Genomic DNA, 15,164 nt, shown 5'->3' with positions numbered 1-15,164 from the left:
TTGGGACTTGGGTGGCCACGTCAAACCCGTGGAAGGGGAAACGAGATGGCTGACGAAAGAAAGGCCGCTGACGGGGCGATGAGTGCCCAACGCTTCGCTGCACTTGCGGACGCCTATGGCAGCGCCCTGCATCGCTGGCCGCGGGCCGACCAGGCTGCCGCCACGCTGTTTGCGGAGAGCGAAGAGGGTCGCGCCATTCTGGCGACCGCCGGCAGGCTCGATGCCATTCTCGACCGTCATCACGTCGAAGCCCCAAGCCGGACGCTGCATGGCGAGATTGTCGCACGGGCCACCACGCAGCTCAGCCAGGGGCGGCGCCGCCGGTTTTGGTGGCTGGGCTTTGGACTTGCCGGCGTCGGCCTTGCCGGCGCCGTGGTCGGGCTGGCGCTGGTCACCGTTGTCACGCCAGATGCCACGTCCGACCATTATGTGATGGATGCCAACGCAACGTCGTTCGGCGATGCCGGTCCCGACGCCGACACGGAGGACCTATGAGCGCTCGTCTTTTCGCGGCATCGCTGGTGCTGAACGTCTTCCTGATCGGTGCCGTCGCCGGCGGTGCAGGCTGGCTGATCGGCCGTTCCGGAGGCGGCTATTCGCTGGAATCGGCCGGCGGTCAGCTTCCCGCCAGCGACCGCAAGGTATTCCGCCAGGCGTTGCGCGAGGTTCGGCGCGAGTCGCGCGCAGTCATCCTCGACGGACAGCAGGCGCGGCGTGAGGCGGCCAACCTCTTGCAGCAGCCGACGCTCGACGCCAACGCTCTGGCCGCAGCCCTGGAGCGGGCGCGCAATGCCGACGCCACCATCCGCAGCCGGCTGGAACAGCGCATCGTCGAATTCGCCGCGTCGAGCCCGCTAGATGACCGTAAGCTGCTGGCCGACGCCCTATTGCGTCATGTCGGCAGGCAGCGGCCCATCCCGGCAAAAAATACGCCATAAGAGCGACGGAAAGCGCCGATCGTCTCCGTTCAAAGAAAAAGAGGGACACGCCTGCCGCCACGCGAACGCGACGTGGCCGGTTCAACCTCGAGAAACTTCGGAGTATCCCATGAATGGTCTGACGAAATATTCTGTTGCGGCTGCGCTTGCCATCGGCGGGACTGCCGCGGCAAGTGCAGCCTCGGCAATGCCGCTTGCGGCGCCTGCGGCGCCTGCGATTGTCGAGCATGTGGCCTGGGGCTGCGGCCCCGGCTGGTACCCCAACCGGTGGGGTCGCTGCGTGCCCAACCGCCGCGTGATCTATCCGGGCTATTACTACTGGGGTGGCCCAAGCGTCTATATCGGCCCGGCCTGGCGTCCGTGGCACGGCGATCGTTACTGGCGCCGCTGGTAAGCCCCTGCCGGCCTCATCATGTCGACTCCGGCATCATAAGGCTTTTCGACCGTGGAGATACCGCCGACGCGACCTGCGTCGGTCCGCGACGGAGGCTCTGTTGGCTCCATCCGTTCCAAATGCCGTTCTGCCCGATCCAGCCTTGGTCGCGCTCAACCGCTTCGGGCTTGGCGCGAAACCTGGTGACGATCTCGGCAAGATTGCGGCCGATGCGCGCAGTTATCTAAAGGCCGAGCTCGAGCTGTTGGATGTCGCGCTTGTCTCGGCCGACGATTCAAAAAATGCCGGCTTGTTGGACAGCACCGCCGCGATCCAGGCCAGCATGGCCGCCGCCGCGGAGCGCAAGGCAGCGCGGGAGAAACCAGCGCCCGCCATGCAGCCTGCGGCAGACACTTCGGACGGCTCAGCCGAGGCAAAACGCAAGTCAGGCGTGCCGCCGGTCGAGGCCGACATCTATCGGGATGAAGCGCAAGCCCGTTTCGACAAGGCGCTCGGTGCCGCACCCGGCTTTGTCGAAAGACTGGTCGGTTTCTGGTCGAACCATTTCTGCGTCTCGACCGCCAAGGGCCAGCTCGTGCGGGCCTGCGCCGGCGCTTTCGAGCGCGAGGCTGTCCGCCCCTTCGTGCTCGGCCGCTTCGCCGACATGCTGCTGGCCGTCGAGCATCACCCGGCGATGCTGTTCTACCTCGACAACCGACAATCGACCGGACCGGATTCGCGCGCCGGAAAAAGGCGCGGCCGCGGCCTCAACGAGAACCTCGCCCGCGAGATCCTGGAATTGCACACACTCGGCGTCGACGGCGGCTATAGCCAGGCGGACGTCACGAGTTTCGCGGGAGCGCTCACCGGCTGGACGATGGCCGGGCGGAAGGGCCGCCTCGGAGAGCCCGGCACATTTGTGTTCGACCCCGATGCGCATCAGCCTGGCGAGGCGGTGCTGCTCGGCAAGACCTACCCGGCCGGCGGCATGGGCCAGGCCGAGGCCGCGCTCAACGACATCGCCCGCCAGCCGGCGACCGCGCGCCACATCGCTACCAAGCTCGCCCGCCATTTCTTTGCCGACGATCCGCCGGCGGCTGTAGTCGACCGCCTTGCCGAGATCTTCACCAAGACGGACGGCGACCTGCGCGCGCTGGCGCTTGCCCTGGTCGATCTGCCTGAAGCCTGGTCGCTGCCGCTGACAAAATTGCGCTCGCCGTTGGACTATGCCGTAGCGGTCCGGCGGGCGATCGGCTCCACCGCCGGGAAAGAGCCGCAACGAACGCTGCGCTGGCTAAGGGCGCTGGGCGAGCCGCTCTGGCAACCGCCCGGGCCGAACGGCTTTTCCGACCGGACGGATAGCTGGGCGTCCGCCGAAGGCCTCAAGACGCGCCTCGACATCGCCTGGCAAGCGGCTCGTCAGGCGAGCGACATCGGCAATCCCGATGACATGCTTTCCACCGTGATCGGCGCCTCCGCCTCGGCCGAGACGCGCCAAGCGATCGCGCGCGCCGAGTCCAAACAGCAAGGCCTGGCGCTGCTGCTGATGGCGCCGGAATTTCAACGCCGGTGAACAATGGAGAAGCGGCATGAGTCTTCTTTGTGAAACGCCGAACCCATCTCGGCGCGCCGTGCTGATGACAGGCGGCGCGCTGTTTGCCTGGGCCTATCTGCCACGCTTCGCCCGCGCCGCCGACCATCGCGATCCGCGCCTGATCGTCATCATATTGCGCGGCGCGCTGGATGGGCTGTCGACGATCGGCCCCCTCGGTGACCCCGACTATGCCGGCCTGCATGGCGACATCGCGCTGTCGCTCTCCGGCGCCAATGCGGCGCTGCCGCTCGACAGCTTCTTCGCGATCAATCCCGCGATGCCGGTGTTCGCGCGGCTGTTCAAGGCAGGTCAGGCGGCCGCGGTGCACGCGGCCGCGACCGGCTACCGCGAGCGCTCGCATTTCGACGGCCAGGATGTGCTGGAGAGCGGCCTGCCGGGCCCTGGCAACGCCACAACCGGTTGGCTGAACCGCGCGATAGCCAGCCTCCCGGCAGGTGAAAGAGTGGCCAAGCTCGGCGGGCTGGCGGTAGGCCCATCGACGCCGCTGGTGATCCGTGGCGCAGCACCCGTGCTCGGCTGGGCGCCGCAGGCGCTGCCGACGCCCAGCGATGCGCTGGCGGAGCGTGTACTCGACCTCTACAACCATCGCGACCCGGTGCTGGCAGCGGTGCTGCAGAAGGGCCTCGACGCCGACCGCATGGCGATGAGCGACCAGCTCGATGGCAGCACGAAGAAACCCCGCGGCGGCCTCGCCAACGCCGCCTGCATGCGCCAGTCCGCGCAAGGCGCGGCGAAACTGATGGCGGCCGACGACGGGCCGCGCATTGCGGCGCTGGCCTTCGACGGCTGGGACACGCATGTCAACGAGGGCGGCGCCACCGGGCGGCTCGCCAAGCTGCTCGGCGGCCTCGATGGCGCCTTCGAGGAATTCGAGAAAGGGCTCGGCGAGCGCTGGAAGGACACCGCGATCGTCGCCATCACCGAATTCGGCCGCACCGCCCGCGTCAACGGCACCGTCGGCACGGACCACGGCACCGGCACGGTAGTGCTGCTCGCCGGCGGCGCGATCAAAGGTGGCCGCGTCATCGCCGACTGGCCGGGGCTGAAGCCGGCTCAGCTCTACCAAGGCCGCGACCTCGCGCCGACCAGCGATGTGCGCGCGGTGCTGAAGGGGTTGCTTGCCGAGCAGTTCGGGCTCTCCGCCGCCGTGCTCGGCGACAAGGTGTTTCCGGACTCAGGAGAGGTGAAGCCGATGCGGGATTTGGTGGCGTGAGCCTCGACTTTGCCCATCGGTGACAGGTGCGGCGTCTGCTGTCATTCGTCATTGTCGGGCGGAGCAAGGAAGCGAAGCGACGCATGCAGATCCTAGCATCCATTCTGTGAAGTTGAGGCGTCGCTGCGAGGCAGAATTCTGCTCCGCTGGATTCTACGATTAAAGGTAACGGCATGGATCCTCGGGTCTCCGCGTCCGCTTCGCTCCCGCTCCGCCCGTGGATGACGCAGCCGAGGGACTTCAGCAAATTAGTCTAGGACCGCTTTCGGGAAGCCCACCGACATGACTGCCTCGTGTAAGTCGAAAAAGCCCGCGCCGTTGCCAGCGCGGGCGTCGATGGCGATCCGAGAGCGATCACCAGCTCCAATAGCCGGGATGCCAGCGGTGGTGATACCGGAAGCCCGGATGCCAGTGGCGCACGGGCCGGATGAACCGGCGACCGTTCGGCACGCATCTGCCCCAGTGATTCACGTGCCAACCAGGACCGCAGCGCCAGCCGACCGTCTCGACCGGCAGCGGCGCAGCGCTGGGCTTTGCCATCGGCATGGCCTGCGCGCCGGCGGAGAGCATCAAAGTGCCGGCGGCCAATGCGAACGGCAGCAAATATTTGGTGAGCATAAAGTTCGTCTCCGTGATTCATCCCTACCGCCGTGAAACGGACGACAGGGTCGAAATCCGTCGGAGGAGGATGGATCACATCCTCGTTATCGGGCGGCGTCGTCGAGCGTCGCCACGGTCTTCAGCGCGCCGTCGAGCACGTCGCCCTTTTCGTCCTTCAGCGCCGCTTCGCGCAGGCGGCGGATCCAGTCGGCGGCGTCTTCGCGGCCCTCGAGCATGACAAGCGCCGAGAGCACGCGGTCGAATTTCGACTGGGCACGGGCGTGGGTGTCGCTGTAGCCCTTGATCAGGCGGCGGCAATTCAGGATCTCCAGCCCAAGCGCATAGTTTTCGCGCGCATGGGCAAGCGCCAAGCCGTACCAGCGCTCCAGATGCTCGACCTCGACCTTGTGGCGCAGCAGGCGGCGGCGCCAGCGGCGCAGGCCGCCGATGAACCAGAGCATGGCGAAACCGGTGAAACTGTCGGTGCGGATATGGCGGCCGCGGTTGATGCGGCGGTCAAGGAAGGCGGCGAGCTTCGGGCGGTTCTCGATGTAACTGCCGATTGCTAGCGGCAGCGTGCCGCAGAATTCCTCGATGCGCGGATGGAAATATTCAGTGACCTGCAGGACCAAGCCTTCCCTGACACCGACTTCCTTGCGCACGCGCCTGTCGCGGGTCGAACGCGTCTTGAGGTCGGCGACGCGGATCATGTCGTCATAGCACATGGCGTTGGCCAGATGTTTCGCCGCCGCGACCGACAGCGCATGGCCACGCTCCGCATTGTCCAGCGCGATCGCCTTGTCCAGCCGGTCGAGATATTCGCCGCCATAGGCGATGTCCTGGAAGTCGACGACCTTCCTCAGGCCGCGCTCGGTCATGTCGCGCACCGGCGCGGGCAGCGCCGCAACGCGGGCGACGAGTTCCTGCCAGCCCTTCAGCAGCGTTTCGGGACCACTGATCTTCGCCGTTGGTGTGGTGTCGGGAGCGGCAGGCTTCCCGGTTGCGTTATCCCCGGCTGTCGCGACCGCGATGCCGCGCGCCCGGTCATAGGCGGCGCCGAAGGCGGAAAGGCTGGCCTTCACGCCACGGCCACCGGCGCCGATCGCCTGCTCGTAGTTTTCGCGCGCGAAGGGCAGCGCGTCAGAACCGGCCAGCGCGCCGAGCAGGCTGGCCGAGATCATCGTGCCGTGCTCGGCGGCGATCTTTTCCATGTCGAAGGCGATGAAGCGCTTGGCGGCCGCCTCGGCCGTCGCATGCACCTTTTCCGACGAGGCGCGGCCGTCGCCCGGCTCGATCTTTTCCGAGACGGCGGCGATGCGGTGCGAGGAGGCGATCAGCGTCGTGCGCTCGGGCGTGACGAAACCGCGGATGATGGCGCGGCCAGCCTCCATCAGCTCGGCGGCGATCAAGATGTCGACGTCGCCCTGCGACGGCGACAGCGCGAAGACCGGCAGCCGGCCGGTGTCGCGGGCCATCTCGATGTAATAGATCGTGGCCCCCGTGCGCTGGGCGACTCCCGCCACCGACGTCGATTGCGCAATGTAGCCGCTGCGCTCGGCGACGTCGGTGATCCAATCGGCGAGCACGCCGCCGCCCTGGCCGCCGACGGCAAGCACGGCGAGTTTTATCACCCGCTCGTCATCAGAGGCGCCCGGCTTCGGGCGCAGCGGTGAAGCCTGCTCAAGCATCGGCGAACATCAAACGGCGACTCTCGCGGCGGCGCTGCAACCGGCCGATCGCGGCGCGGCGCGCGCTTTCCAGGAAACGGTCCCAGCGGCTCGGATTGTGCACGACATCGGCGCGGTAGAAGGAGGGACAGAGCACGGCCGCATCCGCCACCTCGCCGCAATTGCCGCAGCCGACACAGTTCTGGTCGATCGAAGCGACCGGATCGTCGCGCAGCGGATCGTCGAGCGACTTCACCGAGAGCGACGGACAGCCGGAGAGCCGCATGCAGGCGTGGTCGCCGGTGCAGACGTCCTCGTCGACGCCGAATTTCGGCTTGACGACCCGCTCGCCGCCCTTGACCGCCTTGTCGACCAGCGGCCTCTCGCGGCGCTGGCGGTTCAGCATGCATTCGGACGAGGCGACGATGACCTTCGGCCCCTTCTCCTCGGTGGTCAGCGCCTCGCGCAGCGTGTCGCGCATCTTGCCGACGTCATAGGTGCGGTCGATGTGGCGCAGCCATTTGACGCCCATGCCTTTCACCGCTTCGGTGATCGGATGTTTTGTGGACTTGGTGCGGTTCGAGGCGCGCGAGGACAGGATGTCCTGGCCGCCGGTGGCGGCCGAGTAAAAATTGTCGACGATGACGATGACGCCGTCATTCTTGTTGAAGACGGCGTTGCCGATCGAGGAGGTGAGACCGTTATGCCAGAAGCCGCCGTCGCCGACGAAGGAGATCGAGCGGCGTTTCGCTTCCGGCGAATTGAAGGCGGAAGCCGAGGCCGGCCCGAGGCCGTAGCCCATGGTGGTGGCGCCGAGCTCGAAGGGCGGCATGATCGAGAACAGGTGGCAGCCGATGTCGGAAGCGATGTGGTGCTTGCCAAGCTCCTGCTCGACCAGCTTGGTCGCAGCGAAGATCGGCCGCTCCGGACAGCCGATGCAGAAGCCCGGCGGGCGGCCGGGAACGACATTGATGAGATCGGCCGTGTCGACGCCCTCGCCCAGCTTGTTCGGCGCACGAACCTCGCCGGGCAGCAGATGCGGAGCATAGGCGCGCAGGAAGGAGCCAATGCCGTCCAGCATCACCTGCCCGGTATATTCGCCAGCCATTGGCAGATGCTCCTTGCCGACCAGCTTGGTGCCGCGCCCGGCCTTGTGCAGCATCGCGGCAAAGGCCTGCTCGATATAGTTGGGCTGGCCTTCTTCGACGACCAGCACCGCCTGTTTGCCCTCGCAGAAGGAAAGGAACTCGTCATCGACGAGCGGATAGACGGCGTTCAGCACATAAAGCGGCACGTCGGTGTCGCCATAGGTGTCGGCAAGGCCGAGCCGCTGCAGCGCGCGGACGACCGAATTGTACATGCCGCCCTGCATGACGATGCCGATCGAGCCATTGTCCGGCCCAAAGACCTCGTTGATCTTGCGGCTCTTGATGAAATCGACCGCCGCCGGCCAGCGCTTGGCGACCTTCTCCTTCTCGTGCAGGAAGGAGGCAGGCGGCAGCACGATGCGGCCGGTGTCGCGACGCGGGGCCGACAGCGCATCGGCAACCGACATAGGCGGCCGCTTGTTGTCCTTGGCGATGAAGTGGCCGTGGACGTGGCAGCAGCGGATGCGCACCTGCAGCATGACCGGCGTGTTGGAGGCCTCCGACAGCTCGAAGCCATCCTCGACCGCCTTGACGATCGAGGGCAGGTTCGGGCGCGGATCGAGCAGCCAGACCTGGCTCTTCATGGCGAAGGCGTGGCTGCGCTCCTGCATGATGGAGGAGCCCTCGCCATAGTCCTCGCCGATGATGATCAGCGCGCCGCCGGTGACGCCGCCCGAGGCGAGGTTCGCCAAAGCGTCCGAGGCGACATTGGTACCCACCGTCGACTTGAAGGTGGCGGCACCGCGGATCGGGTAGTGCACGGATGCGGCCAGCATGGCGGTGGCGGTTGCTTCCGAGGCGCTCGCCTCGAAGTGCACGCCGAGCTCGCCCAGAATGTCCTGCGCGTCGGCGAGCACATCCATCAGATGGCTGATCGGCGCACCCTGATAGCCGCCGACATAGCCGACGCCGCATTGCAGCAGCGCCTTGGTGATGGCGAGGATGCCCTCGCCCGCGAATTCCTGGCCGGCGCCAAGCCTCAGCTTTTCAACTTCCTTGGCAAAAGACCGTTCGGCCATCTCTGCCTCCTTCCGTTACCGCCGTTTGGACGGCGGCGCGTACGTCAAACTTAAATGTCGTGCTTGCGGATGTTCTTCAGCATCTTCTGCAGAATCGCGATCAGCGCGGCATATTCGGCATCGTCGACGCCGTCGAACATCGCTTCGAAGGCATCATGCATGGCCGGCCAGGCGCGGGTGAAAAGCGCCCGGCCGTCATCGGTCAGGAACACATGGCGGAAGCGGCTGTCGGCGACGCCCTGCTCGCGCCGCACGAGGCCCTGGCCTTCCAGCGCGTCGAGCGTGCGACTCAAGGTCGATTGCTCGATCACCGTATAGACCGAGAGGTCGTTGACGGTGATGCCGTCGGTGACCGAGAGCACGGCCAGCGTGCGCACCTGCGGAATGGTCAGGCCCTGCTTGCGAAAGTCTTCTCGCAGGGTGGCGTTGTAGCGGCCCATGATGCGGTTCATCAGATAGGGCGCGAATTGTTGCAGGCCGATCTGGCCGAGGGTCGAGATGCGCTGGCGCTTTTCCGGAAGCTTCTGTTCCATCAGAGCCTCCCCGCCAGCAGGAAGCCGGAGCCGCCGCCGAGCCCCGCGCCCGGGTGCGTCGACGCGCCGATGTGGTAGAGGCCCTTGATGCCGGTCTCGTGGTTGCGGCTTGCTTTGAACGGCCGCCACAGGAAGGCCTGGTCGATGGTCGACGAGCCGCCATAGGGATCGCCGCCGACCAGGTTGATGTTCATCGCTTCGAGATCGGCCGGCGAATAGGCGCGGCGCGCGATGATCGTGTCGCGAAAACCATCGATGTGATGAGCGAGGATCGCCTCGACGCGGTCGGCGTAGGCCTCGCGCAGCGCCTCGCTCCAGCGGCCATCGGCTGGGGCCTCGAGCTTGCCGGCGGCATCGCCCTTGATGTGGCGCGGCGCTTCCGGAAGCTGCAGCCACAGGATTGCCTTGCCCGGCGGACAGCGCGACGGATCGAGCGCGTGGGGCTGGCCGACGCAGATCGTCGGCACTTCCGGCAACAGGCCGCGCACCGCTTCGTTGCAGGCTTTCGACACACCATCGAGTCCCGGCGTCAGATGCAGCAGCGCCACCTTGTCGAGGCCCTCGCCGCGCCAGGCCGGCGGCTTGTTCAGCGCGTAGTGGAGCTGGAAGTTGCCCTTGCCGTAGCGGTAGGACTGCGTGGCCTTGGTTGCTGCGTCGGGCACATCGTTGCCGAGCAGACGGCCATAGAGCTGCGTCGGCGTGAGCGAGCAGATGATGCCCTTTGCCGCCGTCAGCGTCTCGCCGGAGGCGAGCCGGACGCCGGTGGCACGGCCGCCGGCCTGGACGATCGAGGCGACGTCGGCGTTGACGCGGACTTCGCCGCCGCGCTCCTTGATCAATGCCTCGAAGGCGGCGAGCAGGGTCTTCGCCCCGCCCTTGACGATCGGTGCGCCGGCCGCCTCCAGCGCGAAGGCGATGACCTTGGCGATCTGACCGGAGAAGGCGTCTTCCGGCCCAAGCCCGGCATGCAGCACCCAGGGCGCCCAGAGCGCGCGGACGGTATCGGACTTGTACGCGGTCTCCAGCCAGCCCCGCGCCGGCACCAGCGCCTCGCCCAGGACGGCGGCAAGCTGGCGCGGACCGCGCCGCCACGCCTCGCCGGCCATGAGCTTCGTCGTCGGATAGGACCAGAGCGCGCCACCGAGCAGGCCGAAGAGCAGTCCGGCATTGCGTTCGATGTCGCCGACATCGCCGCCATGACGGTCGCCATCGCCGGAGGCAAAGGCGTTCAGCGCCGCGATATTGGCGGCCCGGTCGGTGGTGAGCACGGCATGACTGCCATCGGGCCGAAGCACGCCGGTGGGTGTGGTCGTGTGACAGAATACCAGCCCGTGCCGCGCAAGATCCTTGCCGAGCGCGGCATAGGCCGGCGAGGTGATGAAGAGGACGAAGGTCGTCGCCATCACGTCATGGACGAAGCCGGGCGCCGTGATCTCATCGGTGCGCATGCAGCCGCCGATGCGGTCGTTGCGTTCGAGCACGAGCACCTTGGCGCCCTTGGCGCCAAGCATCGCCGCGCAGACCAGGGCGTTGATGCCGCTGCCCACGATGATGTGATCGGCAGCGGTCATTGCGCACTCGCAATCGAGAAGTGAACGTCAATCGCACTAAGGCGAGTTCCTTCGCGCCCCCCTCTGTCCTGCCGGACATCTCCCCCACTTGGGGGGAGATTGGCAGTTTCGGCGCCCTGCTCAATCCTAGGACGTCGGAGATTGGCGAAAGCGGAGGTGACGTGCAATCCCCCCCCTTGTGGGGGAGATGTCCGGCAGGACAGAGGGGGGCGCCGTAGAGCGTCAGCGTCGCTCCGATCCCACCTCTCCACTACTCCATTGCGCGCGAGCATGATCTTCTCCCGAAGACCGCCACCTCGCCTATCGGCCCGGCACCAGCGCCAGGGCGCGGATCGGGCTGCCGGTGCCGTGCTCGATCTTGAGCGGGGCGGCGATCAGGATCGCGCCTTTCGGCGGCAGCTGGTCGAGGTTGCAGAGGCTGGCCAGCCCATAGCGATTGGCTTTGTGCATCAGCGTGTGCGCCGGGAAAGGCGGCTCCATGCCGCCGGCCTTGCCGGCATCGGTGCCGATCGTCTCCGAGCCCCAGCCCTTGATGTCCTTGCTGATCAGGAACTGGATGGCTTCCGCTGTCGGTCCGGGTGTATGCGGGCCGGTCTCGTTGGCGTTGAGGAAGTCGGCTTCCGAACCGTTGCGCTTGTACCAGTCGGTGCGCATCACCACCCATTCGCCGGCATTGATGGTGCCATGCTTGGCCTCCCACGTCTTGATGTGGTCGACGGTGAGAAGGAAATCGTGATCGGCGGCGGCTTCCACTGAGCAGTCGATGACATTGACCGGACCGACGAAATTCTGCGCCGGGATGGTGTCAGTGGCGCCGTCCGGATAGTCCTTGCCGGTGATCCAGTGCTGCGGCGCGTCGAAATGCGTGCCCGAATGCTCGCCGAGCTTCAGCCAGTTCCAGGCCCACCACGGACCATTCTTGTCATACTTTGAAATGGGGTGGATCTCGACCTTCGGCGTGTCGACGGCGAGTTCCGGCGGCAGCTTGATTAGCGGCGTGTTGGGCCCGAGCGGCGCCGACAGGTCGACCACCTTGATGGCGCCCGAAAGCAGCTGGCCGGCGACCTCGCCGAGGAGTTTCTGCGTGTCCATTGTCTTCGTTCCCTCTTGTTCGTGCTCATCAAGGCTCGTTGCGGCCCTTAATATCCTACTAGACGAAAACATATGCATCTGCAATTATCTTTAAGCATAAAGCATTTTGGGGCAGGGCGTGAGCGAGTTCGACGCCATCTTTGTCGGGGCGGGCCACAACAGTCTGGCCTGCGCCGCGCATCTGTCGCTCAAAGGCTGGAAAACCGCAGTTTTCGAGCGCAACACAACTATCGGCGGCGCGGTCCGGACCGCGGAATACACGCTTCCCGGTTTCAGGCACGACTTCGGCGCGATGAACCTGAGCCTGTTCGCTGGCTCGGCCTTCCACCGGAAATATGCAAATGAATTGAAAAGCCACGGGCTGGAATTCGCGCCCGTCACCGATTGTTTCGCCAGCGCCTTCCCGGATGGGAATTGGTTCGGCGTCAGCAACGATCTCGAAAAGACCGCGGCGCGGCTCGCCGCCTTCTCCGCGGCCGATGCCGCTACATGGCGTCGGCTGGTCGGCGCCTTCCCGGGCGAGGCGGAGCACCTGTTCCGGCTGCTCGGATCGCCGATGAACCCGCGGGCGCTCGCCGGCACGGCCTGGAATCTTTGGCGCAAGAAAGGCATTGGCGGCGCGCTCGATACCGGCCGCTTCTTGCTGTCCTCACCCCGCGCGTGGCTCGAGGACAATTTCGAGACGCCGCATGTGCAAGCCACGCTCGCCGCCTGGGGCATGCATCTCGACTTCGCGCCCGACATCGCCGGCGGCGCCGTGTTCCCCTATCTGGAATCAATGGCCAACCAGAGTTTTGGCATGGTGCTCGGCAAGGGCGGCGCCGACACCATCATCCGCGCGCTTGTCGGCATGGTCAAAGCGGCCGGTGGCAAGATCATGGCCGGCGCGGAGGTGGCGGAGATCACCGTCGCCGGCGGCCGCGCGACCGGCGTGCGGCTCGCCTCCGGCGATTTCCATGTCGCCAGCAAGGCCGTCATTGCCGGCGTCGCGCCCAAGGCGCTGACTGGCAAGCTGTTGCCGAACGGATCCGGCGATGCCGGCTTTGACGCGGCGATGAAAAAGTTCCGCCATGCGCCGGGCACGATGATGATCCATCTGGCACTGGACGATCTGCCGGACTGGAGCGCTGGCGCCGAGCTTCGCCACTTCGCCTATGTGCATCTGGCGCCTTCGCTCAATGCCATGTCGCGCACCTATCAGCAGGCGATTGCCGGCGTGCTGCCCGATCAGCCGGTGCTCGTCGTAGGACAGCCGACCGCCGTCGATCCCTCGCGGGCGCCAGAAGGCAAGCACGTGCTCTGGGTCCAGGTGCGCATGCTGCCGGCGGAAATCCTTGGCGATGCCGCCGGCAAGATCGCGCCCGGTTCCTGGGACGCGGTCAAGGACGCCTATGCCGAGCGCGTGCTCGACATCATCGAGAGCTATGCGGCTGGTTTGCGCCAGAAGATCCTCGGCCGCGCGATTTTCTCGCCGCTCGACCTCGAGCGCGAGAATCCGAACCTCGTCGGCGGCGACCAGATTTGCGGCAGCCACCATTTGGCGCAGAACTTTCTCTTCCGTCCGGCGCGCGGCTTCGCGCGCTGGAACACGCCGGTGTCGAACCTCTACCTCACCGGCGCCGCGACATGGCCCGGCGCCGGCACCGGTGCCGGATCCGGCTTCATGCTGGCGCAACAGCTGGGAGGGCACTAGCAGCAGAATTCCAGGATGGACAAGGCGCGGTTGCCCACCAGACCTTGCGAATGAACAACGCCGCGCGACAATGAAAGTCAAAAACCGACAACCAACAAGGGGAACGACCATGACCATCAACAGACGCGATTTGCTTGGGTTTGGCGCAGCAGCGCTTGGCGCGGCGACACTCGGACTGCCGAAGGCAGCCAAGGCGGCGGACGAGCTCACCATCGCCTACAACGTGAACCTGCCATCCTGGGACCCGACGACCGGGCCTTCGGCGGTGAACCCGACCATCCAAGGCCTCTACCAGTCGGTGTTCGACCAGTTCATCCCGCAGAAGCCGGACCTTTCCTTCACACCCGGCCTGCTCACCGAATGGGGTTGGAACGACGATCGCAGCAAGGTGACGATGACGGTCCGCGACGGCGTGAAATGGCATGACGGCTCGCCCTTCACCGCCGAGGACGTTGTCTGGTCGCTGCAGCGGGCGGGCGACGAGAAGACCGGCAATCCGATCCAGTTCGTCTGGAAGAACGTCAACAACTTCAAGATCGACGGCAACAAGATCACCGCCGACGTCGTGCAGTTCGATCCGGTCTATTTCAAATGGATGTCTTTCCTGACCGGCTACATCATGCCGAAGGCCTATTACGAGAAGGTAGGCGCGGAAGGCTTCGAGAAGGCGCCGATCGGCACCGGGCCCTATATGGTCGACAAATTCGAGCGCAACGCCTTCCTGCGGCTGAAGGCCAATCCGAATTACTGGGGTGCCAAGCCAGCCTTCGAGAACGTGACGATCAAGTTCGTCACCGACGCGGCAAGCCGCGTCGCCGAGGTCGAGTCCGGCTCCTCGCAGGTGACGCTCGAAATCCCCTATGAAGAATATGACCGGCTGATCGCCAAGGACGGACTCGCCGGCTCGATCAAGAATGTCTCCGACATCGGCATGATCTTCTTCAACGACATCGAGGCGATGCTCGACAAGAACGTCCGCCAAGCGGCTGTGATGGCGGTGGACAAGGAGCTCTTGGTCAAGCGGCTGCTGCGCGGCTACGGCCAGCCGATCGCCACGCTGGAGACGCCGGAATACACGGCCTTCGACGCGTCGATCAAAGTCGAGCACAATCCGGAAAAGGCCAAGGAACTGCTCGCCGCTTCAGGGTATTCGCCCAAGAAGCCGGTCAAGTTCACCATCCAAACGACCAAGGGCTTCAAGCCCAAGGATTATGAGATGATCCAGGCGATCGTCGGCATGTGGCGCAAGGTCGGCATCGAGGCCAATATCGAGGTCTACGAGATCGCCAAGCATTACGAGCTGCGGGCCGCCGACAAGCTGGCGCCGGCCGCCTTCTACAACTGGGGGAATGCGATCGGCGATCCGACCACCTCGACCGGCTTTGCCATGTATGGACCTAGCCCGCATTCGGTGTGGGACAGCCAGGACCTGATCGACATGATCAATCCGCTGTGGGGCGAGAAGGACGAGGCCAAGCGCATCGCCGGCTGGAAGGCCGTCGACAAATACATCGCCGAGCAGGCCTATGTGCTGCCGCTGATGCAGTATGCTCAGCCGATCGTGCACTCGAAGAAGGTCAATGTCGTGCAGCATGTATCGGGCGCGCTGCTGCCGGCGCTGATGACCCCGGCCTGATGACATCTGGGAAGCTGCGCTGGCGCAGCGCACCTTCTCCAACGACGCAAGGCCCCCCTCGTCCGG

General features: G+C 65.8%; 13 protein-coding genes. 7 read left to right on the top strand and 6 right to left on the bottom strand.

The features are described from left to right. Window positions 1-45 precede the first annotated feature (45 nt). The 5 genes from A9K66_RS14330 to A9K66_RS14310 all read left to right on the top strand — a co-directional run bounded on the left by A9K66_RS14330 (window position 46) and on the right by A9K66_RS14310 (window position 4,139). Window positions 46-495 (top strand): hypothetical protein, encoded by a 450-nt coding sequence (locus A9K66_RS14330; protein ID WP_067324451.1) that lies wholly within the window; start codon window positions 46-48, stop codon window positions 493-495. Further along, window positions 492-938: a periplasmic heavy metal sensor gene (locus A9K66_RS14325; protein WP_067003693.1), complete on the top strand. Its 447-nt coding sequence runs from the start codon at window positions 492-494 to the stop codon at window positions 936-938. The genes A9K66_RS14330 and A9K66_RS14325 overlap by 4 nt, the downstream gene beginning before the upstream one ends. A gap of 109 nt (window positions 939-1,047) precedes the next feature. Continuing rightward, window positions 1,048-1,332, top strand: coding sequence for a hypothetical protein (locus A9K66_RS14320; protein ID WP_067324449.1), 285 nt, complete (start codon window positions 1,048-1,050; stop codon window positions 1,330-1,332). A gap of 100 nt (window positions 1,333-1,432) precedes the next feature. Continuing rightward, on the top strand, window positions 1,433-2,884 hold the full coding sequence (locus A9K66_RS14315) for a DUF1800 family protein (protein ID WP_197507468.1): 1,452 nt from the start codon (window positions 1,433-1,435) through the stop codon (window positions 2,882-2,884). A gap of 16 nt (window positions 2,885-2,900) precedes the next feature. Beyond that, window positions 2,901-4,139: a DUF1501 domain-containing protein gene (locus A9K66_RS14310; RefSeq protein WP_067324447.1), complete on the top strand. Its 1,239-nt coding sequence runs from the start codon at window positions 2,901-2,903 to the stop codon at window positions 4,137-4,139. A gap of 354 nt (window positions 4,140-4,493) precedes the next feature. Here the strand turns inward: A9K66_RS14310 and A9K66_RS14305 are convergent, their stop codons facing one another. The 6 genes from A9K66_RS14305 to A9K66_RS14280 all read right to left on the bottom strand — a co-directional run bounded on the left by A9K66_RS14305 (window position 4,494) and on the right by A9K66_RS14280 (window position 11,769). Next, window positions 4,494-4,757: a hypothetical protein gene (locus A9K66_RS14305; RefSeq protein ID WP_067003684.1), complete on the bottom strand. Its 264-nt coding sequence runs from the start codon at window positions 4,755-4,757 to the stop codon at window positions 4,494-4,496. A gap of 86 nt (window positions 4,758-4,843) precedes the next feature. Further along, the gene (locus A9K66_RS14300; RefSeq protein ID WP_067324445.1) at window positions 4,844-6,427 is read right to left on the bottom strand and encodes an indolepyruvate oxidoreductase subunit beta family protein; all 1,584 of its coding nucleotides are present in this window, start codon (window positions 6,425-6,427) and stop codon (window positions 4,844-4,846) included. Next, complete coding sequence (locus A9K66_RS14295; RefSeq protein ID WP_067324443.1) at window positions 6,420-8,573, bottom strand: indolepyruvate ferredoxin oxidoreductase subunit alpha; 2,154 nt, start codon at window positions 8,571-8,573, stop codon at window positions 6,420-6,422. The genes A9K66_RS14300 and A9K66_RS14295 overlap by 8 nt, the downstream gene beginning before the upstream one ends. Before the next feature lie 50 nt (window positions 8,574-8,623). Then, the gene (locus A9K66_RS14290; protein ID WP_067324441.1) at window positions 8,624-9,106 is read right to left on the bottom strand and encodes a MarR family transcriptional regulator; all 483 of its coding nucleotides are present in this window, start codon (window positions 9,104-9,106) and stop codon (window positions 8,624-8,626) included. Further along, on the bottom strand, window positions 9,106-10,677 hold the full coding sequence (locus tag A9K66_RS14285; protein ID WP_067324439.1) for an NAD(P)/FAD-dependent oxidoreductase: 1,572 nt from the start codon (window positions 10,675-10,677) through the stop codon (window positions 9,106-9,108). Before A9K66_RS14285 ends, A9K66_RS14290 begins: the two co-directional genes overlap by 1 nt. A 300-nt stretch (window positions 10,678-10,977) precedes the next feature. After that, window positions 10,978-11,769, bottom strand: a complete 792-nt coding sequence (locus tag A9K66_RS14280) for a cyclase family protein (RefSeq protein ID WP_067324437.1) — start codon at window positions 11,767-11,769, stop codon at window positions 10,978-10,980. 118 nt (window positions 11,770-11,887) lie between these two features. Between A9K66_RS14280 and A9K66_RS14275 the strand changes: the two genes are divergently transcribed. Both A9K66_RS14275 and A9K66_RS14270 read left to right on the top strand, forming a co-directional pair. Further along, the gene (locus A9K66_RS14275; RefSeq protein WP_067324435.1) at window positions 11,888-13,462 is read left to right on the top strand and encodes an NAD(P)/FAD-dependent oxidoreductase; all 1,575 of its coding nucleotides are present in this window, start codon (window positions 11,888-11,890) and stop codon (window positions 13,460-13,462) included. Window positions 13,463-13,571: 109 nt separating this feature from the next. Then, complete coding sequence (locus A9K66_RS14270; RefSeq protein ID WP_067324433.1) at window positions 13,572-15,098, top strand: ABC transporter substrate-binding protein; 1,527 nt, start codon at window positions 13,572-13,574, stop codon at window positions 15,096-15,098. Window positions 15,099-15,164: the final 66 nt, after the last annotated feature.

The organism is Mesorhizobium sp. AA23 (genome assembly GCF_001672435.1).
Taxonomy (GTDB): domain Bacteria; phylum Pseudomonadota; class Alphaproteobacteria; order Rhizobiales; family Rhizobiaceae; genus Mesorhizobium.
This window is presented reverse-complemented; position numbering and strand designations above follow the sequence as displayed.